Consider the following 25,780-nt stretch of genomic DNA (forward strand, 5'->3'; position numbering starts at 1 on the left):
GGCCTCGGCACGTCCGGATCGTCCACCGGCCGGGTTGGGCCGCGTGCGGCCGGCGTACGGCGCCGCGACCTGCACCGGGAGGATTTCGGCTGGTGAGCGTTGCTGCAGATCCTGGTGGGGGTGGCTATGGTGGTCACACCATGACGCGTCTTCACCTCCTCCTTCGCTGCCGCAGCGAGGTCTGACCAGCCGACCTCCTCGCTGCGGAGTGCGCGTGTGCCGGCACCAACCGCCCCGCCCAGCAGGAGAAGATCATGACCAGCACCAACGCCCAGCAGGACAACCCGCAGCAGCCCAATCCCCAGCAACCCAGCGGGATGCCGTTCCAGCGCTACGAGCCGTTCATCCCGGTCGTGCTGGAGGACCGGACCTGGCCGGCCAAGAAGATCGAGAAGGCGCCGCGCTGGTGCGCGGTCGACCTGCGCGACGGCAACCAGGCCTTGATCGACCCGATGTCGCCGGCTCGCAAGCTGGAGATGTTCCAGCTGCTCGTGCGGATGGGCTACAAGGAGATCGAGGTCGGGTTCCCCAGCGCGAGCCAGACCGACTTCGACTTCGTGCGCCAGCTGATCGACGACGACCTGATTCCCGGCGACGTCGTGATCCAGGTGTTGACGCAGGCCCGCGAGGAGCTCATCGAGCGCACCTACGATGCGATCCGCGGGGCCAAGCAGGCCATCGTCCACCTCTACAACTCGACCTCGACCCTGCAGCGCCGGGTGGTCTTCGGCCTCGACGAGGACGGCATCGCCGACATCGCGGTCACCGGCGCGCGGCTGTGCAAGAAGTTCGAGGAGGGCGTCCCGGAGACCGAGGTCTTCTACGAGTACAGCCCCGAGAGCTACACCGGCACGGAGCTCGAGTTCGCGGTCCGCGTCTGCAACGAGGTGCTGGAGGTCTTTCAGCCCACCGCCGAGAAGCCGGTCATCATCAACCTCCCGGCCACGGTCGAGATGGCCACCCCCAACGTCTACGCCGACTCGATCGAGTGGATGGATCGGCACCTGGCGCACCGCGAGCACGTCGTGCTCTCGCTGCACCCCCACAACGACCGCGGGACCGCCGTGGCCGCCGCCGAGCTCGGCTACCTGGCCGGTGCCGACAGGATCGAGGGGTGCCTGTTCGGCAACGGCGAGCGCACCGGAAACGTCTGCCTGGTCACGTTGGGGCTCAACCTCTTCACCCAGGGGATCGACCCCGAGATCGACTTCGCGAGCGACGGCGGAATCGACGGGATCCGGCGCACCGTGGAGTACTGCAACCAGCTCGACGTCCCCGAGCGGCACCCGTACGGCGGCGACCTGGTCTACACGGCGTTCTCCGGCTCCCACCAGGACGCCATCAAGAAGGGCTTCGAGCATCTCGAGCTGGACGCCCAGCGTGACGGGATCCCGGTGGAGGAGCGCCGCTGGGAGGTGCCCTACCTGCCGATCGACCCCAAGGACGTCGGCCGCAGCTACGAGGCCGTGATCCGTGTCAACAGTCAGTCCGGCAAGGGAGGCGTGGCCTACATCCTCAAGACCGAGCACAAGCTCGAGCTGCCGCGCCGAGCCCAGATCGAGTTCAGCCGAGTGATCCAGCAGCGCACGGACGCCGAGGGGGGAGAGGTCACTCCCGACGAGATCTGGAGGGCGTTCCGCGCCGAGTACCTCGACCGCGCCACCCCCCTGGCTCTCGACTCGGTCCACACCAGCTCGGCGGCGGGGGAGAAGGACGCCCTCACCGTCGACGTCTCGGTGGAGGGAGAGCGGCGCACGCTCGAGGGAAGCGGCAACGGACCCATCGCGGCATTCGTGACCGCGATCAACGGACTCCCGCAGGACTACGACGTCCGCGTGCTCGACTACCACGAGCACGCATTGAGCTCCGGGGGCGACGCCATCGCTGCGGCGTACGTCGAGTGCGCGGTCCGCGGCGAGCTCTACTGGGGTGTCGGCCTGGACGCCAACATCGTCACCGCCTCCCTCGAGGCTGTGGTGAGTGCGGTCAACCGCGCAGCGCAGCCGCGCTGATCAGGCGACGACCGGCAGGGACACGGTGAACGTCGTGCCCTCGCCGGGCGTCGAGTCGACCGCGATCGTCCCCCCGTGGGCGTCGACGATGCCGGCGACGATCGACAGGCCCAGGCCCGTGCCGGGGATGGCCATCGACTGGGCCGTGTCGCTGCGGTAGAAGCGCTGGAACACCAGTTCCTGGTCGTCCTTGTGGATGCCGATGCCGGTGTCGCCGACCGTGATGACGGCACCGAGCCGGTCGTCGTTCCTCACGCGGATGTCGACCGTGCCGTCGTCCGCGGTGAACTTGATCGCGTTGCTGACGAGGTTGATGAACACCCGGTCGAGCTGACTGCGATCGCCGGAGACCATCACGGGCTCGTCCGGAGCTTCGAACGTGATGGTGAGCCGACGTTGGGCCGCGGCGGCCTTGGCGAACTCCTCGGCCACGCCGATCGCCTCGCGCAGGTCGTAGGTCTCCCGGTTGGCGAGCGCCTCGCGCTGCTCGAAGCCGCTGAGCAGGAGCAGGTCGTTGCAGATCGCGATCAGCCGGTGGCTGCTGCGCGCGATCGTCTCGAGCATGGTGGCCTGCTGGGGATGCGGCTCGACGACGTCACCGTCGAGGAGCAGCTCGGTGTAGCCCAGGATGCTGGTGACCGGCGTGCGCAGCTCGTGGGAGACCGTGGAGACGAACTCGTCCTTGGCGCGGTCGAGCGCCCGCAGCCGCTCGACGGCCGTTCGCTCCTTGTCGAGGGCTGCGACCAAGGTCTCCTGGCCCTCGCGCTGCTCGGTCACGTCGCGGCCGACGCACAGGAAGCCGACGCGGTCCTCGACGTCGTCGTCGGTGACGCTCAGCGTCATCGAGACGATCAGCTCGTGGCCGCCACGGGTGCGCCACGTCCAGTCTCGTGCCGACGACTCGTCCCGCTTGCCGATCATCCCGATCAGGCACAGGAAGGCCTCCCGGTCCCCCACGGCGCCGGTGCGCACGAGGAGCTGTGACGGCTCGAGGATGCCGACGAAGGGTTGGCCGATCATCTCCTCGGCGGAGTAGCCCAGCATGTGGGTGGCGCCGGCGTTGAAGACGGTGATCCGACCGGTGACGTCGATCCCGATCAGCGCGGTGGCGATCGAGGCCTGGAGGAGATGGGCCATCAGGCCGGTGCTGGATCGCTCAGCCGTCACGTCGACGCCGGTCAGCACGGCGTACGACGGCGTACCGGCCTCGTCTCGCACGACGTTGTTGTTCCACACCAGGCGTACGGGGTCGCCCGCGGCGGTGTAGGACTGTCTCTCGCGCACCATCGCGAAGCCGGACCTGTTCGGCCACAGGAACATCGCCTCGGTCTCCGAGCGGGTCAGCGCGGCGAGGGGCGTCTCCCAGATCCGAGCGCCCACGAGCGTCGCCTCGTCGTAGCCGGTGATCTCCTTGGTCGCGGCGTTGACGCGGATGACCGTGCCGCTGTCGTCGGTGACGACGATGATGCAGGCGGTGGTGTCGAGAGTGGCGTCGGTGAGCTTGTTGGCTGCCTCGAGGCGGCGCATGCTGTCGTGCTGCTGGGTCTGGTCGAGGAGCTGGGCGGAGAAGACGCGTGACCCGTCGGCGGAGGCGATCGCGGCGATCGCCAGGTCGACACGGCTGCCCGGTCGGCCGAGCACCGAGGCCTGGCCGTGCCAGATGTCGGACTCCCGCGAGAGCAGGGCCTCGAAGACGTGCTCGCGGTGGTCCAGGGTGGCGACGAGGTCGGTGAACCGGCGACCGTCGAGCTCGACGGTCGGGGCGCCGAGGATCTGCACGGCCGCGCTGTTGACCTCGGTGATCTCCAGCGCCCCTGCCCGCTCCCGCATGAGGACCATCCCGAGGGGCGACTCGGTGAAGGTGCGCCGGAACAGCTGCTCGTCGGAGACGACGCGCTCCATCAGCACGCGTCGCTGGCTGACGATGGCGGCCAGCGGCAGGGCGATCAGGGCTGCGCAGGCGATGTAGCCCAGGGTGATGATGCCGACCAGCTCGGGTCGCTCGACCTCCTCGGCGAAGGGTCCACGCCCGTGTGCTGTCGCAAGCGTGACGGCCGTCGCCATGCCGAGGAGCTGCCAGCTGACGACCCGCAGGTCGAACGCGATCGCGGCCCACACCAGGATCGGGATCGGCGCAAAGGTGAGAGGTGCGGAGTCGGTCGGCGAGAACACGAGTGCCAGGACCGTGAGCAGCGCCGCCGCCTGAACCCCGATGAGGAGGGACTTGCCGCGCAGGCGTTGGCCCCAGCCGTCGCGGGTGGCCAGCACGACGGCGCCCAGCAGCAGGATGGACAGCGCGTGCTGGGAGCCGACCTGGACGGCCAGGGCGGTGGAGGCGGGGAGCTGGTCCACCCTGGTCTGGGTCTCCACCACGACCGACAGGAGCCCACCCAGCACGGCTGCCGCGGTCAGGCGGGCGAGGTCTGGCATCGAGTCGACGTGCGCCCGACGCCGACCGAGGTGCGTGAGCACGGCCGCGACCACCATCGCCTGAGCCACGTGCGACCCGCAGATCGCCACCGCGTCCCTCAGGGGCACGCCGTAGGCCAGGAACGCGCCCAGCGGGAGGCCCAAGACGAGGGGGACCACGACCACCCAGCGGCGCAGCGGTGAGACGGCCAGCAGCCCGGCGCTGGCCCCCACGCTCGACCAGTACGTCGTGAGCGCGCCCAGGTCGTCGCGTACCGAGAGCAGCGCGAGGTCGATCAGCAGGATCGACGCGAGCAGCACACCGGTGAACCCGACGTCGACCTGGCGTTGCTGCGACGGGGGACTCACTCCTGCATTGTGGTCGATGTCGCTGGCCATGTTGGGAGGTCGGGAAGGCTCGTCGGCTTCGGTCTAGACCGCACGACGCCGCGCCGCCGTCGACGTACCGCTTCCGCTGGGCGAACAGGGCAGAATCGGCGTGTGCCTCTCTATCGCGACGAGGCGGTCGTCCTGCGCACCCACAAGCTGGGGGAGGCCGATCGCATCATCACCCTGTTGACCCGACACCACGGGCGGGTGCGTGCCGTGGCCAAGGGCGTGCGACGCACGACCTCGAAGTTCGGCTCCCGGCTCGAGCCGTTCACCTACGTCGACCTGCAGCTGGCCGAGGGGCGCACCTTCGACATCGTGACCCAGGCCGAGACCCGGTTCCCGTTCTCCTCCGGCCTCGGCAACGACTACGAGCGCTACACGGCCGGGACTGCCATGCTCGAGACCGCCGACCGCCTGGTGCCGGAGGAGAAGCAGGCCTCGGTGCAGCAGTTCCTGTTGCTGGTGGGGGGTCTGCGAGCGATGGTGGAGGGGACGCGACGCCCCGGGCAGGTGCTCGACTCCTATCTCCTGCGGTCGCTGGCCGTGGCCGGCTACGCGCCGTCGTTCGACCTCTGTGCCCACTGCGGGCGGGAGGGACCGCACCGCTGGTTCAACCCCTCCATGGGCGGGCTGCTCTGCACCACGTGCCGGGTGCCGGGCTCCATGGCTCCGGCGCCGGAGACGGTCGCGGTGCTGGGGGCGCTGCTGGCCGGTGACTGGGAGACCGTCGAGGCCGCAGACGCGCGTCACCTCGGTGAGGCAAGCAGCCTCGTGGCGGCCTTCCTGACCTGGCACCTCGAGCGATCCCTGCGCTCCCTGGAGCACGTCGAACGGTAGCGTCCGCACCGTGAAGCGCACTGCCCCGGAGCCCAGGCCACCCACGCCGCACGCCTCCGGCGCCCGCCCGCCCGCGATCCCGGCGCAGTTCGTCCCGCAGCACGTCGCGATCGTGATGGACGGCAACGGGCGCTGGGCCAAGCAACGCGGCCTCCCGCGCACCCAGGGCCACGAGATGGGGGAGGCGTCGCTCTTCGACGTCGTGGAGGGCGCCATCGAGATCGGGGTGAAGGCGATCTCGGCCTACGCGTTCTCGACCGAGAACTGGACCAGGTCGCCCGACGAGGTCAAGTTCCTGATGGGCTTCAACCGCGACGTGATCCGACGCCGCCGCGACGAGATGCACGAGCTGGGGGTGCGCGTGCGGTGGGCAGGCCGGGCACCTCGGTTGTGGAAGTCGGTGATCCGCGAGCTCCAGGTGGCCGAGGAGCTGACCCGCGACAACGATGTCCTGACATTGACGATGTGCGTCAACTACGGGGGGCGGGCGGAGCTGGCCGACACCGCGCGCTCGATCGCCCGCGAGGTCGCTGCGGGGAGGCTCAACCCCGACAGGATCGACGAGAAGACCTTCGCCCGACACCTCTACGTGCCCGAGATCGGTGACGCCGACCTGATCTGGCGCACGTCCGGCGAGCAGCGGCTGTCCAACTTCATGCTCTGGCAGGCCGCCTACGCGGAGATGGTGTTCACCGACATCCTGTGGCCGGACGTCGACCGGCTCGCCCTGTGGCGCGCCATCGAGATCTACGCCGAGCGCGACCGGAGGTACGGCGGCGCGAAGTGACGTCGTCCGTGAGCGTAGCGATCCAGGCTCAGGCGCTTCGACAGGAAGCGCAGGTGCCGAAGACCTCGAGGGTGTGGCTGACGTCGACGAAGCCGTGCTCCGAGGACACCCGCTCGGTCCATCGTTCGACGGCCGGCCCCTCGACCTCGACCGTCGCGCCGCAGGAGCGGCACACCAGGTGGTGGTGGTGGTGGCGCGAGCAGCGCCGGTAGGTCGCCTCGCCGTCCTCGCGGCGCAGCACGTCGACCGCGCCGGCGTCGGCGAGCAGCTGCAGGGTGCGGTAGACGGTGGCAAGACCGACCTGGGCCTCGCGCGACTCGAGGAGATCGTGGAGCTCGCGCGCTGAGCGGAAGTCGTCGACCGAGACCAAGGCCTCGATCACCGCAGTGCGTTGCCGGGTGGGGCGTACGCCCGCGTCGGGCGGCAGTGACGGGTCAGTGCTCGTCATAGTGCGTCCCGTGGGGTGCGTGCCGGTGCCCGTCGTGGACGTAGTCGACGTGGTCGTCGTGTGGTACGGCGACGTGGCCGCACCCCGGTCCGTGGTCGTGGTCGTGGTCGCTGACCGTGTGCTCGTCGGGGGCCTCGTCGGCGAAGGGCCGACGAAGGCGGGCACGATGTCGCAGCCAGACCCCGAGGGGCCAGGTGATGACGAAGCCCGCGAGGGAGAGAAGGACGATGGTGGGGCCGGGTGCCACCGTGGCCTGGTAGGAGGCGAACGCCGAGATGACCAGGCCTCCCACCGAGGCGAGCGTGCCCAGGGCCATCGCGGCCACCAAGGTGGCCCGGAAGGACCGGGTGAGCTGCTGGGACGTGGCGACCGGGACCACCATGAGGGCCGAGACGAGCAGGAGACCCACGGTGCGCATCGCGACGGTGACGGTGACGGCCGCGAGCACCGCCACGATCAGGTTGTAGAACCGCACACGCAGCCCGGCGACCCGCGCGAACTCGGGGTCCTGGGCCACCGCGAAGAGCTGTGGTGACAGACCCACGCCCACGACGATGACCAGGGCGGCCAGGACCATGGTGACCACCACGTCCCCGTCGGAGATCGTGGTGATCGAGCCGAAGAGATACTGCTGGAGCTCAGCGGCACGTCGCCCGCCGAGGCCGGTGAGCAGGACGCCGCCGGCGAGCCCCCCGTAGAAGAGCAGCGCCAGCGCGACGTCCCCGTTGGTGTTGCCTCGCTCCCGCACGACCTCGATCGCGATCGCCCCCAGGATGGCCACGACGACCGCGGTCCAGGTCGGCGAGTAGCCGGTCAGGAGCCCCACGGCGACGCCCGTGACGGCGACGTGCCCCAGTCCGTCGCCCATCAGGGCCAGGCGACGCTGCACGAGGTAGGTCCCGATCACCGGAGCAGCGAGTCCGGTGAACAGGGCGGCGAGCAGGGCACGCTGCATGAAGGGCTCGCTGAAGAGCTCGACGGGTGTCATGGACGGCCCTCCAACGGGGAACGTACGTGCGGGGCGTGGTCGTGCTCGTGCGCCGACTCGTGGCGAGCGTGGTGGTGGTGACCGTGAGCCTCGCCGAGCCACGGCTCGTGCACCGCGTGGTCGGGGATGGGCTCACCGTCGTAGGCCACCCGCCCGTCGCGCATCACGACGGCGCGCTCGACCAGGGCCGCCAGGGGACCGAGCTCGTGGGCGACCAGGACGATGGTCGCACCGCGCTCCTTGAGGGAGGCGAGGGCGTCGGTGAGGACCTTCTGGTTGGGCAGGTCGACGCCAGCCGTCGGCTCGTCGAGGAAGAACAGCTCTGGGTCAGCGGCCAACGCGCGGGCGATCAGCACCCGCTGCTGCTGGCCACCGGACAGGGTGCTGACACCGTCACGTGCTCGATCGCCGAGGCCGACCAGCTCGATCGCGTCGTCGATGGCGCGCCGATCCGTCGCGCCGAGGGGCCGCAGCAGCCTTCTGCGGGTGAGTCGCCCCGAGGAGACGACCTCACGCACGGAGGCGGGTACGCCGGAGGCGGCGCCGGAGCGCTGCGGGACGAAACCGATGCGGTGCCACTCGTGGAAGTCCTCCAACGGCGTCCCGAACAGCGTGATCGCACCTCGACTCAACGGCCGCAGGCCGGTCAGGGCACGCACCAGCGTGGACTTGCCGGAGCCGTTGGCGCCCATCAGCGCCACGAACTCTCCGCGGCCGACGCACAGGTCGATGCCGCGCAGGACGGGCCGTCCACTGATGGCCACTGCGCCGTCCTGGACCTCGATCACCGGCATGCGTTGGCCTCCTGTAGCGCGGCGAGGTTCTCCTCCATCAGGCTGAGGTAGTCCTCCTCGGACGTCTCGTCCGACAGGCCTTCGATCGGGTCGAGGACCGCGGTGCGCACACCGGCGTCGTCGGCAAGCGTCTGGGTCAACCTAGGACTGGCCAGCCGCTCACCGAACACGGTGGTGATGCCGTCCTCCTCGATCAGCTGCCGGAGCCTGCCCAGGTCGGCCGGAGTGGGTTCGGCATCGGGGGAGAGTCCCGCGACGGGCGCGAGCTCGAGGCCGTACTGCGTGAGGTAGCCGAACGCGTCGTGGGAGACCACGATCGTCGAGCGCTCGCAGTCGGCCAACCCCGTGGTGAAGGCGGCGTCGAGACGCTCGAGGTCGTTGCGCAGTGCCGCGGCGTTGGCGTCGAAGGCGTCGGCGTTCGTCGGGTCGATCTCGCTCAACGACGCCGCGATCGCGTCGCCGAGGGTTGCCATCCGCAGGGGGTCGAGCCAGAAGTGCGGGTCGAGTCCGCCCTCGTGGTCGTGGTCCGTGTGGTCCTCGGACTCGCCATCCCCGTCCCCGTCCCCGTCCCCGTCCCCATCCCCGTGCTGGTCGTCGGAGCTGAAGGGCCGGAGCCCGACCACGGCGGCGGCGTCGATGACCTCGCCGGTGGCGTTCTGCTCGATGGCGGCGTCGATGGAGGCCTGGAAGTCGGCCTCGTGGACAACGAGGTCCGCCTGGGCGATGTCGGCGGTCTCCTTGATCGTCGGCTCCAGGTCGTGCGGCTCCTTGCCCGGCGTGGTCAGCCCGACCACGTCGGCGTACGGCCCGGCGACGCGCTCCACGACGTACTGCAGGGGGTAGAAGGCAGCCGCGACCTGGACGCCGGACGTGTCGTTGTCGGCCAACGCCGTACACCCGGTCGAGGCCAGCAGCAGACCGACGAGCAGGGACCTCTGGGGACGAATGCGCATGAGAATGATTATCAACAGCAATGAGAATGGTTGTCAAAACCAATCTCGGACGTGCGGCACGCTGGCGGGATGAAGCCGCTGATCAGCGCCGACGACCTCCGCGCCCGCCCCGACGACGGTGAGCAGACCCCGGTCTCGGTCGACGCGCCTGGCTGAGGCTGCTCCTCGGCTCACCGGGTTCGACGCGTCGGTTGCGACTTCGTCCGACCTGCGATCACCAATGAATCCCCTTGAAGACCTTGGCGAGCATGATCTGCTCGGTCTCCCGGGTGCCGCTCTGCGGCACCTGACCCTTGGCCGCGGCCGAGTCGGGGAACACGTGGTAGGCCATGTTGAGCACGCGGAAGGCGAGCTTGGGCGCCACGGTGTGGGCGACGGCGCCGACGTTGCCGAGCGCCGTGTTGATCTCGTGCGGCTTGCTGACCATCGCGGTGATCACGGTGTCGGCAGCCTGCGCCGGTGAGATCGTGGGGAACTTGTCGTAGAGCTTGGTCGGGGCGATCATCGGCGTGCGCACCAGCGGCATGTGGATGTTGGTGAACGTGATCCCGTTGCCGACGACCTCCGAGGCCACCACGTTGCTCCAGGAGTCGAGGGCGGACTTGGAGGCGACGTACGCCGAGAACCGAGGCGGGTTGGTCTGCACGCCGATGGAGGAGATGTTGACGATGTGGCCGGACTTCTGGCGTTGCATGGCCGGCATCAGCCCCATGACCAGTCGGATCGCGCCGAAGTAGTTGAGCTGCATGGTGCGCTCGAAGTCGTGGAACCGATCGGTCGAGAGTCGCAGTGAGCGACGGATCGAGCGGCCGGCGTTGTTGACCACGAAGTCGACCGACGGCAGCTCGGTCGCGATCTGCTCGCACAGCCGGTCGATGGCCTCGAGGTCCGAGAGGTCGCAGGGAAAGACGTGGGCGGTGCCACCGCGCATCTCGATCGTGGAGCGGGTCTCCTCGAGCTTGTCCTTGCCGCGTGCCACGAGGACGGGGATGCCGCCGGCCTGGGCGACCTTGAGGGCGGTGACCTGCCCGATGCCCGACGAGGCGCCGGTGATGACGACGTGCTTGCCGGCAAGGGCCGCACGTACCTTCGGGTCCTGGCCGGTGGAGGTATCGAGATTCTCCTCCCAGTAGCCCCACAGGGTGCGGACGTAGCTCTCCAGGTCGGGGACCGCGATACCGGAGCCCGCCAGGGCACGCTCGGTCCGCGAGGAGTCGAAGACCGCCGTGAAACCGGTGTGGGCCAGGACCTCGGCGGGAATCCCGACGCGGCCGAGGGTCTGGTCGAGCACCGTCTGCACGGCCTTGTTGCGCACCAGGGTGTTGATGACTGCGCCCGGGCGCAAGCGCCGGGGGACCAGCGCACCGGCGCGCGCCAGGCTGCGGTCGATCGGCGAGGCGAACTGCGGAGCCCCGGCGGCCTTGCAGAAGGCGTTGACCATCTCGACGGTGGACTGCGGCTCCGGGTTGACCAGGTGGAACGCCTCGCCGTCGTGGTCGGGGAGGTGCGCCAGGTGATCCATCGCCTTGGCGACGTAGTCGACCGGGACGACGTTGGTGTCGCCGAGATCGACACCGGCGAGTGGCAGCCAGGCGGGCAGCCGGTCACGCATCGCCTTCATCAGGGGGAAGAAGTAGTAGGGGCCGTCGATCTTGTCCATCGCCCCGGTCTCGGAGTGACCCACGACGATCGCCGGACGGTAGACCCGCCACGGGATGCCCAGCGTTGTGGCCTCCTCGCGCACGATCCTCTCCGACTCGTACTTCGTCCGGTGGTACGGCGAGGGCAGGTGCTGGCCCTCGTCGAACATCGTCTCGTCGAAGCGCCCGCGGTACTCGCCGGCGGCCGCGACCGACGAGACCTGGTGGAAGCAACCGACGCGCAGAGACCCGGCCAGCTCGACGGCGTGCCGGGTGCCGCCGACGTTCATCGTCTCGTTCGTCGCGTCGTCGGCAGTCATGTCGTAGATCGCTGCCAGGTGGAAGAAGTGCTCGATGGAGCCGGCGTGCTCGGAGACCCACTGCCCGTCCACGCCGAGTCCGGCGGTGGACAGGTCGCCCACCACGGGCACGACGCGGCTCGAGCCCCAGCGCCTCATCAGGGTCTCGAGACGCCCCAGGGAGCCGGACCTGCAGAGGACGAAGATGTCGCCCTCGCGCGTGTCGACGAGCTCCTGGACGAGATGACGGCCGATGAACCCTGTGGCGCCGGTCACGAAGTAGGACATGTGCGCCAGACTACTGCGTGGTAGCCGCCCGGATGGAGGCTCGCGCAGGGTGGGGAACGGGCTAGGAGCGGGCGCCGGGATCGTCGGAACCGGAGCCGAACATGATCTCGTCCCAGCTCGGGACCGAGGCACGTCCCTTCTTCTTCTGCACGGGACGGCGGGTGGCTGCGGCCTCCTCGGCGGCCTCCTCAGCTGCCGGCTCCGGCTGCTTCGGGCTCTCGACCGTCAGGTCGGCGTCGGGTTCCTCGCCCTGGCCCTCGAAGAAGGCCTCCAGCGGCAGCGTGCCCTCCTCGACGGGTGGCTCGACGGGTGTCTCGAGGCGCGGCTCGACGGGCGGAGGCGCGGCCTGGTCCTCGTGGACCAGCTCGATCGCGTCGTCGCCGAGCGGCAGCTCGTCGGGCGGCACCGAGGTCAGACGGCGCTCCCGAACGCTCTGGAGGTCGTCGCGTGCGGGCGCTGGCGAGGCGACGGACTCACCGACGAGCCATCGGGCGTCCTCGTTGTCGAGCACCACGTAGTTGCCGCGCACATCGAAGGTGAACTGGGCCGAGCCCGAGCGCACGGTCAGCTCGTAGTCACCGAGCAGTGACCAGCGTCCGTCCTCACGACGCCAGGCGTCCCAGGCGACCACACCCGGGTCGACGTTGCACGAGCGGAGGTGCGCCTCCACGGCGTCGCCCAGGGTGCGTGCGGCTCCGGAGGACTCGCCGGCAGGTCGGCGGAGGTTGGAGCGTTGGGCGCGCTCGGCGACGTGCTCACGCTCGGCGAGGACGGGGCCGGCGAACGCCATGATCTTCTCGACGCTCGTCTGGGCCGCCTCGGCGACGGCCTCGGCGCTCTCTCCGGCGCGGATGCGCGCCTGGATGTCGCGGGGACGGAGGGTGCTGTCCATCGTGGTCTCCAACTTGCCGGTGCGGGAGGCGTCGCCACGCAGAGCAGCGCGCAGGCCAGGGGTGATGTCGAGGACGAACCCGGCCCCGGACCCGTCGGTGAGGAGCAGGGCTGCTCCGTCGCGGCTCAGTCCTCGCAACGAGAGGGGAGCGGGCGCACCCGCCCCGGGGCGGGGCTGGGCAGGAACGGCGCCGTCGAGCGGGTTGCCTGCCTGGTGCCCTGCCATGGTCATCTGCCTTCTTCGCCTGCGGGTCTACCCCGATTCTTCTTCCGACCGACCCTACGCCAGCGACGGCTGATCAGCCCGGCACCGCGCCGCGACCAGGCGCTTCAGAAGCCGCCACCGGGATCGAACGTGCCGTCGCCCTCGTGGCGAGTGCGGCCACCAGCGCCAGGGCGCCGCCCCCGATGGAGACGACGTAGGCCGCCGAGGCGCCGTGCGCATCCACGACCAGCCCGGCCACGGCTGCTCCGGGGGCGACACCGGCGACGAGGCCGGTCTGCAGGAAGGCCAGGCCCTCGGTCAGTCGGGCGGGCGGCACGTTGGCCTCGGCCAACGAGATGGAGGCGATCAGCGTGGGCGCGATCGCGAAGCCGGCGCCGAACAGGACCGCGCCCATCACCCACATCGAGTCGATGAGCAGCAGCGGGACCATCGTCACGGCCATGGCGGCGGCTCCGATCCGCAGGCGCTGGAGGACCGGACGGTGCCACGTCACGGCGCCGGTGATGGCGCCGGCGATCAGGCTGCCGGCCGCCCACAGGGCGAGCAGCACGCCGGCGTACGCCGTGGCTCCTTGCTCGTCGCTGAAGGCGACCGTCGTCACCTCCGCGGCCCCGAACAGCGAGCCCAGGGCCAGGCACACCACGCTCAGCGGCGCGACGGTGGCCCACGGCATCTGCGGGCGGGCGGAGCGGTGGACCGCACGGGGGTGCGGCGGCGGCTCCGTGCGACGCTGGGCGCTGAACAGGAGCGTTCCGCCGACGCCGGCCAGCACGGCCGCCGACAGGCCTGCGACGGGGTGCACGGCGGTGGCGAGCAGGGTGACGATGATGGGGCCGGTCATGAAGACCGTCTCGTCCGCGACGGCCTCGAGCGCGAAGGCCGTCTGCCGCTGTCCGGGGTCGGTCAGGACATGGGCCCAGCGAGCGCGCACGCAGCTCCCGACCGCCGGCAGGGCAGCGCCGGTCGCCGCGGCCAGCGCGAAGGTGACCGGCAGTGCTGCCTCGGCCTCCACCGACCACATGAGCGAGGCCAGAGCCACCCCCCAGACGGAGATGGCGACGGGGAGCACCCGGGACTGGCCGAACCGGTCGGTCCAGCGCGCCTGCAGGATCGCGAAGCCCGCGTTGGCGACCAGGGTCACGGCGGAGACCGCCCCGGCCAGCCCGTAGGAGCCCGACTGTGCCTCGACGAGCAGGACGATGCCGAGCCCGACCATCGAGATGGGCAGTCGCGCGACCAGTCCGCTGGCGCTGAACAGCGCCGTCCCGGGATGGGCGAGGATCCGGGCGTAGGAACCGAGCACGTCGGGAGCCTACTGGGCGGACGCGGGTACTTCGTTGCTGCCTGAGTGGCCGGGCGCCCCCTCCACCGGAGCGCTGCGCCGTACGACGGCTCGCACTCCACCCCTCCCGACGGGTGGCCCGGACCTCCCTACGATGACGGGGTGACACCTCCTGACGTGGCCCCCTACGACGCACTCCTGCTGGTCTCCTTCGGGGGGCCGGAGAAGCCCGAGGACGTCGTTCCCTTCCTCGAGAACGTCACGCGCGGTCGCGGCATCCCGCGCGAGCGTCTGGAGCAGGTGGGTGAGCACTACTTCCTCTTCGGGGGCCGCTCGCCCATCAACGACCAGAACCGCGCCTTCATCGCTGCCGTCGAGCGGGACCTCGCCGAGCACGGCATCGATGTGCCGGTCTACTGGGGCAACCGCAACTGGGATCCCTACCTGCGCGACACCGTCGCCCGCATGGCGGCCGACGGCATCACGCGCGCAGCGTGCTTCGTGACCAGCGCCTACTCGTCCTGGTCGAGCTGTCGGCAGTACCGCGAGAACCTGTACGACGCCGTCGAGGGCATCGAGGGTGCGCCTCGCCTGGACAAGCTGCGGCACTACTTCAACCACCCCGGATTCCTCGAGCCGGTCGTCGATGCCACCCGCGCGGCGTTGGACGACCTCCCCGACGGGCTCGGGCACGGTGCGCGGATCGTCTTCGTCACCCACTCGATCCCTACGGCCATGAACGAGGCCAGCGGGCCACCGCAGTCAGGCGGTTCGGCCTACGTCGCCCAGCACCTGAGCGCGGCGCGGGTCGTGGTCGATCGGATCGCCGAGCAGACGGGGCGGCGCCACGAGCACGACCTGGTCTTCTGCTCCCGCTCCGGCTCGCCGCGCACGCCGTGGTTGGAGCCCGACGTCAACGACCACCTGGAGGCGCTCGCCGAGGCGGAGGAGGTCCGGGCCGTGGTGCTGGTGCCGATCGGCTTCGTCTCCGACCACATGGAGGTGATCTACGACCTCGACACCGAGGCGTTGGCCACGGCCGAGCGGCTGCGACTGCCGGCTCGGCGAGCTGCGACCCCCGGCGAGGACCCGCGATTCGTCGCCGTGGTCCGCGATCTCGTCACCGAGCGCGCTGTGGCCGAGTCAGGAGTGGCGGCCGGTCGGGCGGCGTGGGGCGAGCTCGGGGCACTGTGGGACCGGTGCCCGGTGGGCTGCTGCGCCAACCCCGGTGCTGCCGGCGGTGACCGTCCCGCGTTGTGCGGCGAGACCGCGTGAGCACTGACAGCGCGGTCGACCTTGATGAGCTGGCCGACCTCGCCGTCGAGGTCGCCCGCGAGGCGGCCACGCTGGTGCGCGGGCGCGCCCAGCGCGAGGTGACCGTCGCCGACACCAAGACCAGCCCCATCGACGTCGTCACCGAGGCGGACAAGGCCTCCGAGGAGCTCGTGCGCGGGCGCATCCTCGCCCGACGACCCGCCGACGCGTTTCTCGGCGAGGAGGGCGACGACGTGCCCGGCACGAGTGGTGTGCGGTGGATCGTCGATCCCATCGACGGCACCGTCAACTTCCTCTACGGGATCCCGCAGTACGCCGTGTCCATCGCCGCCGAGGTCGACGGCGACGTCGTCGTCGGCGTGGTGCTCGACGTCGCCAAGGGTGTGGAGTACGTCGCCCGGCCCGGTGCCGACGGCCGCACGGTCGCGACGAGGGACGGCGTACCGATCTCGGTCCGGGGACCGGCTCCTCTGGCGGAGCGGCTGATCGCCACGGGCTTCTCCTACGTCGCGGAGGTCAAGGTGCACCAGGCCGCTGCCGTGGCGCACCTGCTGCCGCGCATCCGCGACATCCGCCGACTCGGCTCGTGCGCCCTGGACCTGTGCCACGTGGCAGAGGGGATCATCGACGGCTACGTCGAGGAGGGGGTCAACCTGTGGGACCACGCGGCCGGAGGGCTGATCGCGCGAGCGGCGGGCGCAGCGACGCGCACCGGCCTCGGAGCAGGAGGTCGGACCCTGCTGCTGTGTGCCCCGTCACACGGCCTGGACGAGCTCCTCGGGGCGACGCTGGAGGCGGGATTCTGGGGGGAATAGTGCGCCCCCGGGCGACGTTCGGATGTACCTGCGGCGCCCGGTGTTCCCTCGTGAGGGGGGATGGTGCACAATCTGCCCCGCTGGGGCCCGAGTTCACTCGGGGACGCAGGGTCCACACACAGACGATTCCGGCGCCCGGACACACCCGGGCAGCCGACATACCGGGCAACTGGGCGAGAGGGGAGTGAGCGACGCATGGCGACCGACTACGACGCACCGCGCAAGAACGAGGAAGATCAGTCCGAGGAGAGCATCGAAGAGCTCAAGGCGCGTCGTCACGACAAGAACTCGGGCAAGGTCGACGAGGACGAGACCGAGGCCGCAGAGAGCTTCGAGCTCCCTGGCGCCGATCTGTCCCACGAGGAGCTTGCCGTCGAGGTGAAGCCCAAGCAGGAGGACGAGTTCACCTGCATGAGCTGCTTCCTGGTGCACCACCGCAGCCAGCTGGCCGACGAGAAGAAGCTCTACTGCGTTGATTGCGTCTGACACGACGAAGGAGTGACAGGCGCAATCGTCGGTGGCCGAGCCGCGGCCTCGGGTTGTCGGCTCTAGACGTCCTTCTCCAGGCCGGGAGGCAGCTTGCCGGTCGACTTGAGGTAGTAGCCGGCGGCACGCCGCTGGGCGAGCATCCGCGCCATGGCGACGAGCGTGCCGCTCGCGGCCGCCCACATCACGGCCTCGCGCATCTGCACGTCCGGGTCGGCGGGGTTGGCCGGCGGGTTCTTGCCGGTTGCGGCCTTCCACGAGGTGGTGAGGCCCTTCCGGGCGACCGCGGCGGCACCCAGCGACGCGACCAGCGAGAAGACGGACCAGACCTTGGAGCTGTCGGCGACGTCGCGCTGCTGCGCCGGCTCCGGAGACTTCTTTGCCATGTCTCGACCCTAGAGCATGGCGTTGATGGCAGCAGCGAGCCCATCGGGATCACGTGTGGCGATCAACCAGTACGGCGCCGGGTCGACCGGGTCGTCGATCCGGAGCCGAACAGCCCGGTCGAGGTAGGGCCGCAGCACGAGGTAGGCGCGCGCGTCGGCCTCCACGCCCGCCGTACGGCGCGTCTGCTCGGCGTCCAACGCCACCGCGGGCCCGAGGTGCTGGGCTGCGATGTGGGCACGCCCGACCCGCAGCTCGCCGTCCTCGACCCTCACCTCGACACCGCCGTACCGGGCGAAGAAGGCCGCCAGCAGGAGCAGGCACACCGCCGTGACGCTCCAGGCGATGTGCCCCGGGATCGCCACGACGAGCGCGAGCCACAGGGTCGCGACGAGCATCGTGCCCTGGACCCACCACCGCAGGGGGACGTGCAGCCGCTCGCGATGGGCGGCGGTCGTGGTCACAGGGCGATTCTCCCACCCGGGACGGTGGTCGAGTCACCGGGCCCGGCTGCTCCTCGGCCCACTAAGGTCGCGCACGTGAACCCGAACCCCGTTCCCACGGACCTGGCTGTGCAGGTTCTCCGGCTCGATCCTGAGCTGCCGCTCCCGTCGTACGCCCGCGCCGGCGACGCCGGCGCCGACCTGATGACCACCACCGACGTCACCCTGGCGCCGGGGGAGCGCGTCCTCGTCCCGACGGGGATAGCGGTTGCGCTGCCCGAGGGGTACGTCGCCCTCGTGCATCCGCGCTCGGGCCTGGCGGTGCGTCACGGGCTGTCGATCGTCAACACGCCCGGCACCGTCGACGCCGGCTACCGGGGCGAGATCAAGGTGCTGCTGGTCAACCACGACGCCCGCGAGCCGGTCGTGCTGCGTCGTGGCGACCGGATCGCCCAGCTGGTGATCCAGCGGGTCGAGCGGGCTGCGTTCACCGAGGTGGAACGACTCCCCGAGAGCGAGCGTGGCGACGGGGGCTACGGTTCTACCGGGGGTTTCGGATCCGGGACCCCTTCGTGAGTCAGGAGTGAGTTCGTGAAGTTCCGTCGCAAGTCCGCCACCGGCGACGCCGAGAGCCCTGAGGGCGCCTCCTCCGAGGCATCCCAGGTCGAGACGCCCCCTGGCCCCTACGACGCCGACGACCTGCCGGACGACGGTGTCGAGCGCGTCGATCTCGGCTCCCTGCTGATCGCCCCGGAGGAGGGCCGCGAGCTGCGGCTGCAGGTCGACGATTCCTCGGGCAACGTGCAGTCGGTGATGCTGGCGGGGGCCGACGGTGCCATCGAGATCCGAGCCTTCGCTGCGCCGCGCAACGGAGACCTCTGGAACGACGTGCGGCCCCAGATCGCTGCCGACACCGCCCAGCGCGGCGGGACCGCCACCGAGCGCGAGGGTCGCTTCGGCACCGAGCTGCTGTGCCAGATGAAGGTGCAGCGACCCGAGGGCGGCACGGCGACCCAGCCGTCGCGCATCGTCGGGATCAACGGTCCGCGCTGGTTGCTGCGGGCCACGATGCTCGGGCGCCCGGCGATCGAGCCGGACGCTGAGGACTCGGCGCAGTGGGAGGACGTCCTCACCCGCGTGGCCGTGCGACGAGGCGCGCACGCGCTTCCCGTCGGTGAGCCGTTGCCGCTGATCCTGCCTGACCAGGCTCGACGGGTCAGCCCGCCCGCCTGAGCGGCGGGGAGCGGAGCCAGCCATGGCCGAGAAGAGCAGACTGCGCCGCACGATCAGCAAGTGGGCCAACAACGACGACCAGGACGCCCGAGACCTGCGCGCCCAGTACGTCGGCGAGGGCGACGTGTGCATCGGTGACGCCGTCGACCGCACCCTGGTCACCCTGCAGGGGACGATCCGTTCCCTGACGGTTCGGCCGCGTGGTGGGGTGCCCGCTCTGGAGGCCGAGCTGTACGACGGCTCCGGCGTCATCACCCTCGTCTGGCTCGGACGCCGACGGATCGCCGGCATCGACCCCGGCCGCTCGATGCGGGTCCGTGGCCGCGTCGGCCGTCAGGACGGCGTACGGATCGTGTACAACCCGCGCTACGAGCTGATGTCGTGAGCGAGCAGGAGCAGGCTCCCGGCCCGACCGTCGCCACCGTCGAGGCCCTCGTGCGCAGCCAGATGGCGACCGCCCTCGGCGGCCGACGCGGCATGATCGAGGCCGGCGTCCCCGGCATCCTGTTCACCGCCGTCTGGCTCCCGACCAAGGACCTCCAGCTCGCCCTGGTCCTGAGCCTGGTGGCGGTCGGCGTCGCCGCCGCGCTGCGACTGCTCCAGCGGGGCCCCTTGCAGTACATCTTCAACGCCTTGTTCTCGATCGGCATCGGCTACCTGTTCGTCCGGATCGCCGCCTCCTCGGGAGGCTCCGAGTCCGACCAGGCGCTGGCGTTCTTCCTGCCCGGCATCATCTACAGCCTCGTCTACACGATCGTGCTCTTCGGCTCGTCCTTCGCCGGGTGGCCGGTGGTGGGGTTCATGGTCGGCAGCGTCACCGGCGATCCGACCGCCTGGCACGACGACAAGCAGATCGTGAGGCTCTGCTCGCGGCTCACCCTGCTGCTCGCCGCGCCGGGCGCGATCGGGGTGCTGCTCCAGGGGCCCGTGTGGTTCCTCGGCTGGCGCGACATCGTCGACGCGGACGTGGCGGTGGGGATCATCGCAGGCCTGCGCTACGGGCTCGGGTGGCCGCTGCGGATCGCCTCCTGGTCGGCGATGATCTGGCTGCTGGCCCGCAACGCGACGCCCATCGTCCAGGAGAGCAGCCCTCAGGAAGGGTGACTCGACGGCGCGAGCAGCCGCTCGAGCTCGTCCTCGCCCTCGGCGGGGACGACGAACAACAGCTCGTCGCCGGCCTCGACCGGCTGCTCGCTGTCGGGCACGTAGACCTGGCCGTCGCGCAGGATCGTGACCAGGGCGCAGTTGTCGGGAAACGGGATCAGCCCCATCGGCTTGCCGACGTACGGCGAGTCCTCGGGCAACGTCATCTCGACCAGGTTGGCGTTGCCCTGACGGAAGGTGAACAGCCGCACCAGGTCGCCGACCGTGACGGCCTCCTCGACGAGCGCCGACATGATCCGGGGAGTCGAGACGTTGACGTCGACGCCCCAGGCCTCGGTGAAGAGCCACTCGTTGTTGGGGTGGTTGACCCGGCCGACGGTGCGCGGGACGCCGAACTCGGTCTTGGCCAGCAGCGCGGTCACGAGGTTGGCCTTGTCGTCACCGGTCGCGGCGATCACCACGTCGCAGGTGTCGAGGCGCGCCTCCTCGAGCGAGGACATCTCGCACGAGTCGGCGAGAAGCCACTCGGCGTCCGGGACACGGTCCGGCATCACCGACCGCGGGTTCTTGTCGATCAGCAGCACCTCGTGGCCGTTGTGGATCAGCTCGCGCGCGATCGAACGGCCCACGGCGCCCGCTCCGGCGATGGCGACTCTCATGAGGACTCCTCCGGACCGTTCTGGATCACCTTGTAGGCGCGGGCGGCGTTCTCCTCGCGCATCACCAGGTGGATGAGGTCGCCCTCCTGGATGACGGACTCGCGGTTGGGCAGCATGCCCTCGCCGAGGCGGTCGATCCAGGCGATGCGGCACTGGGTCTGCGTCTGGAAGTCGACGGTGCGTTGCCCGACCCACACCTCGGGCACCGGCACCTGGTCGACCCGGATGGTGCCGCTGGGGTCGCGGAAGTCGGGCTCGGCCCCGGCGGGCAGGATCCGGCGCAGCACCTGGTCGGCGGTCCACTTGACGGTGGCGACCGTCGTGATGCCGAGGCGCTGGTAGACCTCGGCGCGGCCGGGGTCGTAGATGCGGGCCACGACCTGCTGGATGCCGAACGTCTCGCGGGCGACCCGGGCGGCGATGATGTTGGAGTTGTCGCCGCTGGAGACAGCGGCGAAGGCGTCGGCGCGCTTGATGCCGGCCTTCTCCAGCACCTGCTGGTCGAAGCCGTACCCGGTGACCTTGTCGCCGTTGAACGCCGGGCCGAGTCGGCGAAACGCGTCCGGGTCGCTGTCGATCACGGCCACGGTGTGGTTGCGGTCCTCGAGGCTACGGGCGAGCGTGGAGCCGACACGTCCACAACCCATGATCACAACATGCACGGGTTCACCGTAGCGGCAGCGGCGTTCGGGGGCGGCGTCCCGTAGGGTTCCGCCCGTGGGTGTCGGTGACGTCTCCAAGCGCATTCTGCTGGGACGCAAGCTTCGGAGTGCGCAGCTGGGGGAGACCCTGCTGCCCAAGCGCATCGCCCTTCCCGTCTTCGCCAGTGACGCGCTCTCCTCGGTGGCCTACGCCCCCGACGAGGTCTTCATCATGCTCTCGCTGGCCGGAGCGTCGTACTACGTCTGGTCGTGGAAGATCGCGATCGCCGTCGCGATCGTGATGGCGGCGGTGATCGCCTCCTACCGGCAGACGGTGCACGCCTACCCGAGCGGCGGTGGCGACTACGAGGTGGCGCAGGTCAACCTCGGCAAGACGGCGGGCACCACCGTGGCCAGCGCCCTGCTGGTCGACTACATCCTCACGGTGGCGGTCTCCATCTCCTCGGCAGCGCAGTACGCCGCCTCGGCCGTCGGCTGGTTGCAGGGCCACGAGGCACTCTTCGCCTCGGCGATGGTGCTGCTGCTGACGGCCAGCAACCTGCGCGGGATCCGTGAGTCCGGCTCGTTCTTCGCCTGGCCGACCTACGCGTTCATGTTCGCGATCCTCGGGATGTGCCTCTTCGGGTTCTTCCAGCTGGTGGCAGGCACGCTGCCGGACGTCGAGAGCGCCGACCTCGTGATCTCCCCGGCGCCCGAGTACGAGGGCGCGGTCACCACGCTGGGGCTGCTCTTCCTGCTGGCTCGGGCGTTCTCGTCGGGATGTGCGGCGCTGACGGGGGTCGAGGCCATCTCCAACGGCGTGCCGGCCTTCAAGCGGCCCAAGAGTCGCAACGCCGCGACGACGCTGCTGCTGCTCGGCATGATCGCGATCACGATGATGGTGAGCATCATCGTGCTCGCCAAGAAGATGGGCCTGCGCTACGTCGACCCGCGCGAGTTCGACCGGATGACCTACTTCGACGGCGCGCCGCTGCCCGAGGACTACGACCAGCACGCTGTGATCGCCCAGATCGCTCGGGCGGTCTTCCTCGACTTCAGCCCAGGCTTCTACTTCGTGGTCACCGTGACCGGCATCATCCTGGTGCTGGCGGCCAACACGGCGTTCAACGGCTTCCCGGTCCTCGGCTCGATCCTCGCCAAGGACGGCTACGCCCCACGCGCCCTGGGCTCTCGGGGTGACCGGCTGGCCTACTCCAACGGCATCCTGTTCCTGGCCGGGATGGCGATCGTGCTGATCATCGCGTTCGACGCGGAGGTCACCAAGCTGATCCAGCTCTACATCGTCGGCGTCTTCATCTCCTTCAACCTCAGCCAGCTGGGGATGATCAAGCACTGGACCCGTGAGCTGACCACCGAGCGCGACCCCGATCGTCGCGGCAAGATCTACCGCTCCAGGGTCATCAACGCGGTCGGGCTGAGCTTCACCTCCGTGGTGCTCGTGGTCGTGCTGATCACCAAGTTCCTCGCCGGCGCCTGGATCACCATCCTCGCCATGCTGTTCTTCTTCGCGGTGATGCGTGCGATCAAGGGCCACTACGACAAGGTCCAGCTCGAGCTGGCGGCCGACGAGGACGACAAGGTGCTGCCGACCCGGGTGCACGCCGTCGTGCTCGTCTCCAAGATCCACAAGCCGACGCTGCGGGCGTTGGCCTTCGCCAAGGCCTCGCGTCCCAACGTGCTCGAGGGCATCTACGTCGCCACCGATCCGGTCGAGACCAACCGGCTGATCGATGCCTGGGACGAGCGCAACCTCGGCGTCCCGCTCAAGGTGCTGCACTCGCCGTACCGCGAGCTGGTCCGACCGATCCTCCAGTACGTCGCGGAGATCCGGAAGAGCAACCCGCGCGGGGTCGTGGCGGTCTACATCCCGGAGTACGTCGTGGGCCGCTGGTGGGAGCAGCTGCTGCACAACCAGACGGCCCTGCGCCTCAAGGGTCGGTTGTTGTTCAGTCCCGGCGTCATGGTCACGTCGGTGCCCTACCAGCTGCGTTCCTCGGAGATCGCCCGCGAGCGCGAGGAGCGCGAGGACTTCCGGGTCCGCCCCGGTGACCTGCGCCGCGGCCAGGTCGACGAGCGACGCGATCCCGGTCGCCGTGGCTGAGCGTCGTCGGCACCGACCTCGGCGTCCACGTGGCACCTCGATGGTCGGCACCCGCGCGGAGGTCGAGGTCGGGCCTATCGCGCACGGCGGCTTCTGCGTCGCGCGCCTGGACGGGCGGGCGGTCTTCGTGCGGCACTCCCTGCCCGGGGAACGCGTCGTCATCGAGGTGACCGAGGGGGCGACGGGCGACACCTTCTGGCGCGCCGACGCGGTCGAGGTGCTGAGCGCCTCGCCCGACCGGGTCCCCGCACCATGTCCCTACGCGGGCCCCGACGCCTGCGGGGGCTGCGACTTCCAGCACGTGTCCCGCGGCCGGCAGCGCTCCCTCAAGGGCGAGGTCGTCTCCGAGCAGCTGCGTCGGCTGGCCGGTCTCGACGTCGCCGTGACCGTCGAGCAGGTGCCCGGGGACGACGAGGGGCTGCGCTGGCGCACCCGGCAGCGCTACGTCGAGCGCCCCGACGGCGGCAAGGCGATGCGCAAGCACCGCTCGCACGAGCTGGTGCCGGTCGACGAGTGCCTGCTCGAAGCACCACACGGCCCACGCCACGTGGCGATGGGGATCGACTTCGAGGTCGCCGACGGTGGCTTCTGGCAGGTACACCCCGGGGCGCCCGACGCCCTGGTGGAGGCGGTGCTCGGCGTCCTCGACCCGCAGCCTGGCGAGTCGGCGCTGGACCTGTACGCCGGGGTGGGGCTGTTCGCGCGCTTCCTGCAGGACCGCGTCGGCGAGTCCGGCCGCGTCGTGGCCGTGGAGGGTGATCGTCGCGCCTCGCGCCTGAGCATCACGAACGCCCCCGGCATCGAGGCGACCGCCGGCGACGTGGGGGAGGTGCTGGCGGCGTCGTACGACGGGGCCTTCGACCTCGTGGTGCTCGATCCTCCGCGCGAGGGCGCCAAGCGCACGGTGGTCGAGCAGGTCGTGGCCCGCACCCCCCGCGCGGTCGCCTACGTGGCCTGCGACCCCGCGGCACTGGCGCGTGACGTGGCGATCTTCGCCGAGCACGGCTACGCGCTGGTCTCGCTGCGCGCCTTCGACGTCTTCCCGATGACCCACCACGTGGAGTGCGTCGCGCTGCTGGCGCCGAGATGAGCCGGCCCCTCCTGGCGAGGTTGGCCGAGGCCGTGCTCGACCCGGTGCTGTGCGCCGGCCCGTTCGCGCGCGGCGACGGACAGGAGCCCGTGGTCGACGATCTCGTCGGGGAGTGGCCGTCGCCGTGGCCGGCTCCGGACGAGGCGGTGCAGCTCGTGTGGTGCGCGACGACGGAGTCGGTCTCGACGACGCTCCCGGGGCTCTGGCGACAGCTCCGTGCGCAGCTGCCCGACGAGGGCGGCTGCGTCGACGTGACGGTGGACCTCGACGTCCTGGGCCGACTGGTCGCCGCCGACATCGAAGCCGTCCCGTTGGCCGACGTGCTGCACGGCCTCGGCGAGGTGGAAGCGGCTGCCGCCGCGGCCGAGCTCCCGGGCCTGCCTGCCGAGGTCGCCGTACCGGCCCTGGCGGACCTCGTCGAACGGCTGCTCGTCGCGGCGCAAACCGGTTGACGCGCCGGACGGCGACGCCGAGGGTTGCCGGGTGAGCGACGAGATGGGCCGACTGGACCGAGCCGCCGACGTCAACGAGGAGTACCGCGACGTCCGGATCGTCGACGGCGTGGTCGCGCGCCCGGCGACGCCGGGGACCGCGACCGGGCACAGTCTCCTGCGCCACCTGCGGGGCCAGGGGCTCGACTGCGTGCCCGAGCCGATCGGTGTCGTCGACGGAGTCGAGACGCTGCGCTTCGTCGAGGGTGCGGACGGAGGTGACGGGTGGTACCACCAGCACACCGACGCCGGTCTCGCCTCGGCCGCCCGGCTGCTGCGCCGCATCCACGACGCGAGCGCCGACTGGGTGCCGCCGGCGGACGCGGTCTGGGGTGCGCCGCCTGTGCCGGTCGCCGCGGGTGAGGACCGCGTCCTCTGCCACGGCGACCCGGGGCCGTGGAACTTCGTCTGGCGCGACCAGGAGGCCGTGGCCCTGATCGACTGGGACTACCTCCACCCGGGTCCACGCCTGCACGACGTCTCCTACGCACTGCGCTGGTTCGCCCCGCTGCGCTCCGACGAGATGGCGCTGGCGTGGCATCACTTCCCCGAGGTGCCCGACCGGCGGGCGCGGGTGGCGACGTTCGTCGAGGCGTACGGCGACCTGCCGGCGTTCGACGTCGTCGCGGCCACGGCGGGTCGCGTGCGCGACACGATCCGCCTGATGGGCTCGCTCGCCGAGCAGGGCCAGGAGCCCCAGCGCACCTGGGTCGCCGAGGGCGCGCTGGAGGGCGAGGAGCGGGAGGCGGCGTGGATCGAGGAGCATCGGCACCTGATCGAGTAGCCGGGT

26 protein-coding genes are annotated in these 25,780 nt (G+C 70.6%); 14 read left to right on the plus strand and 12 right to left on the minus strand.

The window, feature by feature from the left end:
- The first annotated feature begins 254 nt into the window (after positions 1–254).
- A complete protein-coding gene (gene leuA, locus Q1K33_RS03865) occupies positions 255–2,012 on the plus strand; it encodes a 2-isopropylmalate synthase (RefSeq protein WP_300400801.1) in 1,758 nt (585 codons plus the stop codon).
- Here the strand turns inward: leuA and Q1K33_RS03870 are convergent, their stop codons facing one another.
- Complete coding sequence (locus tag Q1K33_RS03870; RefSeq protein ID WP_300400804.1) at positions 2,013–4,790, minus strand: PAS domain S-box protein; 2,778 nt, start codon at positions 4,788–4,790, stop codon at positions 2,013–2,015.
- A gap of 132 nt (positions 4,791–4,922) precedes the next feature.
- On the opposite strand from Q1K33_RS03870, the gene recO reads away from it, so the two are divergent.
- Together recO and Q1K33_RS03880 are read left to right on the plus strand one after the other, a co-directional pair.
- A complete protein-coding gene (gene recO / locus Q1K33_RS03875) occupies positions 4,923–5,651 on the plus strand; it encodes a DNA repair protein RecO (RefSeq protein ID WP_300400806.1) in 729 nt (242 codons plus the stop codon).
- Positions 5,652–5,661: 10 nt separating this feature from the next.
- Complete coding sequence (locus Q1K33_RS03880; protein WP_300400808.1) at positions 5,662–6,438, plus strand: isoprenyl transferase; 777 nt, start codon at positions 5,662–5,664, stop codon at positions 6,436–6,438.
- A 28-nt stretch (positions 6,439–6,466) separates the two neighbouring features.
- On the opposite strand, the gene Q1K33_RS03885 is transcribed toward Q1K33_RS03880, so the two are convergent.
- From Q1K33_RS03885 to Q1K33_RS03915, 7 genes are all read right to left on the minus strand, one after another.
- The gene (locus tag Q1K33_RS03885) at positions 6,467–6,886 is read right to left on the minus strand and encodes a Fur family transcriptional regulator (RefSeq protein WP_300400810.1); all 420 of its coding nucleotides are present in this window, start codon (positions 6,884–6,886) and stop codon (positions 6,467–6,469) included.
- Positions 6,873–7,874 carry a metal ABC transporter permease gene (locus Q1K33_RS03890; RefSeq protein WP_300400813.1) on the minus strand — a complete coding sequence of 334 codons (1,002 nt, stop codon included), beginning with the start codon at positions 7,872–7,874 and terminating at the stop codon, positions 6,873–6,875. Before Q1K33_RS03890 ends, Q1K33_RS03885 begins: the two co-directional genes overlap by 14 nt.
- Positions 7,871–8,668 carry an ABC transporter ATP-binding protein gene (locus Q1K33_RS03895; RefSeq protein WP_300400815.1) on the minus strand — a complete coding sequence of 266 codons (798 nt, stop codon included), beginning with the start codon at positions 8,666–8,668 and terminating at the stop codon, positions 7,871–7,873. Before Q1K33_RS03895 ends, Q1K33_RS03890 begins: the two co-directional genes overlap by 4 nt.
- Positions 8,659–9,621, minus strand: coding sequence for a metal ABC transporter substrate-binding protein (locus tag Q1K33_RS03900; RefSeq protein WP_300400818.1), 963 nt, complete (start codon positions 9,619–9,621; stop codon positions 8,659–8,661). Before Q1K33_RS03900 ends, Q1K33_RS03895 begins: the two co-directional genes overlap by 10 nt.
- A 214-nt stretch (positions 9,622–9,835) precedes the next feature.
- Positions 9,836–11,848, minus strand: coding sequence for an SDR family oxidoreductase (locus Q1K33_RS03905; RefSeq protein ID WP_300400820.1), 2,013 nt, complete (start codon positions 11,846–11,848; stop codon positions 9,836–9,838).
- 61 nt (positions 11,849–11,909) lie between these two features.
- On the minus strand, positions 11,910–12,965 hold the full coding sequence (gene sepH, locus Q1K33_RS03910) for a septation protein SepH (RefSeq protein ID WP_300400822.1): 1,056 nt from the start codon (positions 12,963–12,965) through the stop codon (positions 11,910–11,912).
- Between the two features lie 73 nt (positions 12,966–13,038).
- Positions 13,039–14,268, minus strand: a complete 1,230-nt coding sequence (locus Q1K33_RS03915; RefSeq protein ID WP_300400824.1) for an MFS transporter — start codon at positions 14,266–14,268, stop codon at positions 13,039–13,041.
- A 141-nt stretch (positions 14,269–14,409) separates the two neighbouring features.
- Here Q1K33_RS03915 and Q1K33_RS03920 point away from each other — a divergent pair, with 141 nt between their 5' ends.
- The 3 genes from Q1K33_RS03920 (at position 14,410) to Q1K33_RS03930 (ending at position 16,823) form a co-directional block, all read left to right on the plus strand.
- Positions 14,410–15,522, plus strand: coding sequence for a ferrochelatase (locus Q1K33_RS03920; RefSeq protein ID WP_300400827.1), 1,113 nt, complete (start codon positions 14,410–14,412; stop codon positions 15,520–15,522).
- Positions 15,519–16,337 carry an inositol monophosphatase family protein gene (locus Q1K33_RS03925; protein ID WP_300400828.1) on the plus strand — a complete coding sequence of 273 codons (819 nt, stop codon included), beginning with the start codon at positions 15,519–15,521 and terminating at the stop codon, positions 16,335–16,337. Before Q1K33_RS03920 ends, Q1K33_RS03925 begins: the two co-directional genes overlap by 4 nt.
- 195 nt (positions 16,338–16,532) lie before the next feature.
- Entirely contained in the window at positions 16,533–16,823 is a 291-nt protein-coding gene (locus Q1K33_RS03930; RefSeq protein ID WP_300400831.1) for a DUF4193 domain-containing protein, read from the plus strand.
- Positions 16,824–16,885: 62 nt separating this feature from the next.
- Here the strand turns inward: Q1K33_RS03930 and Q1K33_RS03935 are convergent, their stop codons facing one another.
- Positions 16,886–17,209 carry a DUF4235 domain-containing protein gene (locus tag Q1K33_RS03935; RefSeq protein WP_300400835.1) on the minus strand — a complete coding sequence of 108 codons (324 nt, stop codon included), beginning with the start codon at positions 17,207–17,209 and terminating at the stop codon, positions 16,886–16,888.
- A 9-nt stretch (positions 17,210–17,218) separates the two neighbouring features.
- Positions 17,219–17,671 carry a DUF3093 domain-containing protein gene (locus Q1K33_RS03940; RefSeq protein ID WP_300400837.1) on the minus strand — a complete coding sequence of 151 codons (453 nt, stop codon included), beginning with the start codon at positions 17,669–17,671 and terminating at the stop codon, positions 17,219–17,221.
- Positions 17,672–17,746: 75 nt separating this feature from the next.
- On the opposite strand from Q1K33_RS03940, the gene dut reads away from it, so the two are divergent.
- Genes dut through Q1K33_RS03960 form a run of 4 tightly spaced genes read left to right on the plus strand, consistent with a single transcriptional unit; the run spans position 17,747 to position 19,987 of the window.
- A complete protein-coding gene (dut, locus tag Q1K33_RS03945) occupies positions 17,747–18,226 on the plus strand; it encodes a dUTP diphosphatase (protein ID WP_300400840.1) in 480 nt (159 codons plus the stop codon).
- A 15-nt stretch (positions 18,227–18,241) separates the two neighbouring features.
- Positions 18,242–18,883: a DUF3710 domain-containing protein gene (locus Q1K33_RS03950; protein WP_300400842.1), complete on the plus strand. Its 642-nt coding sequence runs from the start codon at positions 18,242–18,244 to the stop codon at positions 18,881–18,883.
- A 22-nt stretch (positions 18,884–18,905) separates the two neighbouring features.
- Complete coding sequence (locus tag Q1K33_RS03955; RefSeq protein WP_300400844.1) at positions 18,906–19,268, plus strand: OB-fold nucleic acid binding domain-containing protein; 363 nt, start codon at positions 18,906–18,908, stop codon at positions 19,266–19,268.
- A complete protein-coding gene (locus tag Q1K33_RS03960; protein ID WP_300400846.1) occupies positions 19,265–19,987 on the plus strand; it encodes a DUF3159 domain-containing protein in 723 nt (240 codons plus the stop codon). Before Q1K33_RS03955 ends, Q1K33_RS03960 begins: the two co-directional genes overlap by 4 nt.
- Here Q1K33_RS03960 and Q1K33_RS03965 read toward each other — a convergent pair.
- Together Q1K33_RS03965 and Q1K33_RS03970 are read right to left on the minus strand one after the other, a co-directional pair.
- The gene (locus tag Q1K33_RS03965; protein ID WP_300400848.1) at positions 19,975–20,646 is read right to left on the minus strand and encodes a TrkA family potassium uptake protein; all 672 of its coding nucleotides are present in this window, start codon (positions 20,644–20,646) and stop codon (positions 19,975–19,977) included. The two genes, Q1K33_RS03960 and Q1K33_RS03965, sit on opposite strands and share 13 nt — an antisense overlap.
- The gene (locus Q1K33_RS03970; RefSeq protein WP_300400850.1) at positions 20,643–21,308 is read right to left on the minus strand and encodes a TrkA family potassium uptake protein; all 666 of its coding nucleotides are present in this window, start codon (positions 21,306–21,308) and stop codon (positions 20,643–20,645) included. Before Q1K33_RS03970 ends, Q1K33_RS03965 begins: the two co-directional genes overlap by 4 nt.
- 55 nt (positions 21,309–21,363) lie before the next feature.
- On the opposite strand from Q1K33_RS03970, the gene Q1K33_RS03975 reads away from it, so the two are divergent.
- Genes Q1K33_RS03975 through Q1K33_RS03990 form a run of 4 tightly spaced genes read left to right on the plus strand, consistent with a single transcriptional unit; the run spans position 21,364 to position 25,774 of the window.
- Positions 21,364–23,409, plus strand: a complete 2,046-nt coding sequence (locus tag Q1K33_RS03975) for an APC family permease (RefSeq protein ID WP_300400852.1) — start codon at positions 21,364–21,366, stop codon at positions 23,407–23,409.
- 40 nt (positions 23,410–23,449) lie between these two features.
- Positions 23,450–24,499, plus strand: coding sequence for a TRAM domain-containing protein (locus Q1K33_RS03980; RefSeq protein WP_300400854.1), 1,050 nt, complete (start codon positions 23,450–23,452; stop codon positions 24,497–24,499).
- Positions 24,496–24,951, plus strand: a complete 456-nt coding sequence (locus Q1K33_RS03985) for a hypothetical protein (protein WP_300400856.1) — start codon at positions 24,496–24,498, stop codon at positions 24,949–24,951. Before Q1K33_RS03980 ends, Q1K33_RS03985 begins: the two co-directional genes overlap by 4 nt.
- Before the next feature lie 31 nt (positions 24,952–24,982).
- The gene (locus Q1K33_RS03990; protein WP_300400858.1) at positions 24,983–25,774 is read left to right on the plus strand and encodes an aminoglycoside phosphotransferase family protein; all 792 of its coding nucleotides are present in this window, start codon (positions 24,983–24,985) and stop codon (positions 25,772–25,774) included.
- The last annotated feature ends 6 nt before the right edge of the window (positions 25,775–25,780 follow it).

The sequence above is a fragment of the Nocardioides sp. genome, from assembly GCF_029937575.1.
Lineage (GTDB): Bacteria > Actinomycetota > Actinomycetes > Propionibacteriales > Nocardioidaceae > Nocardioides.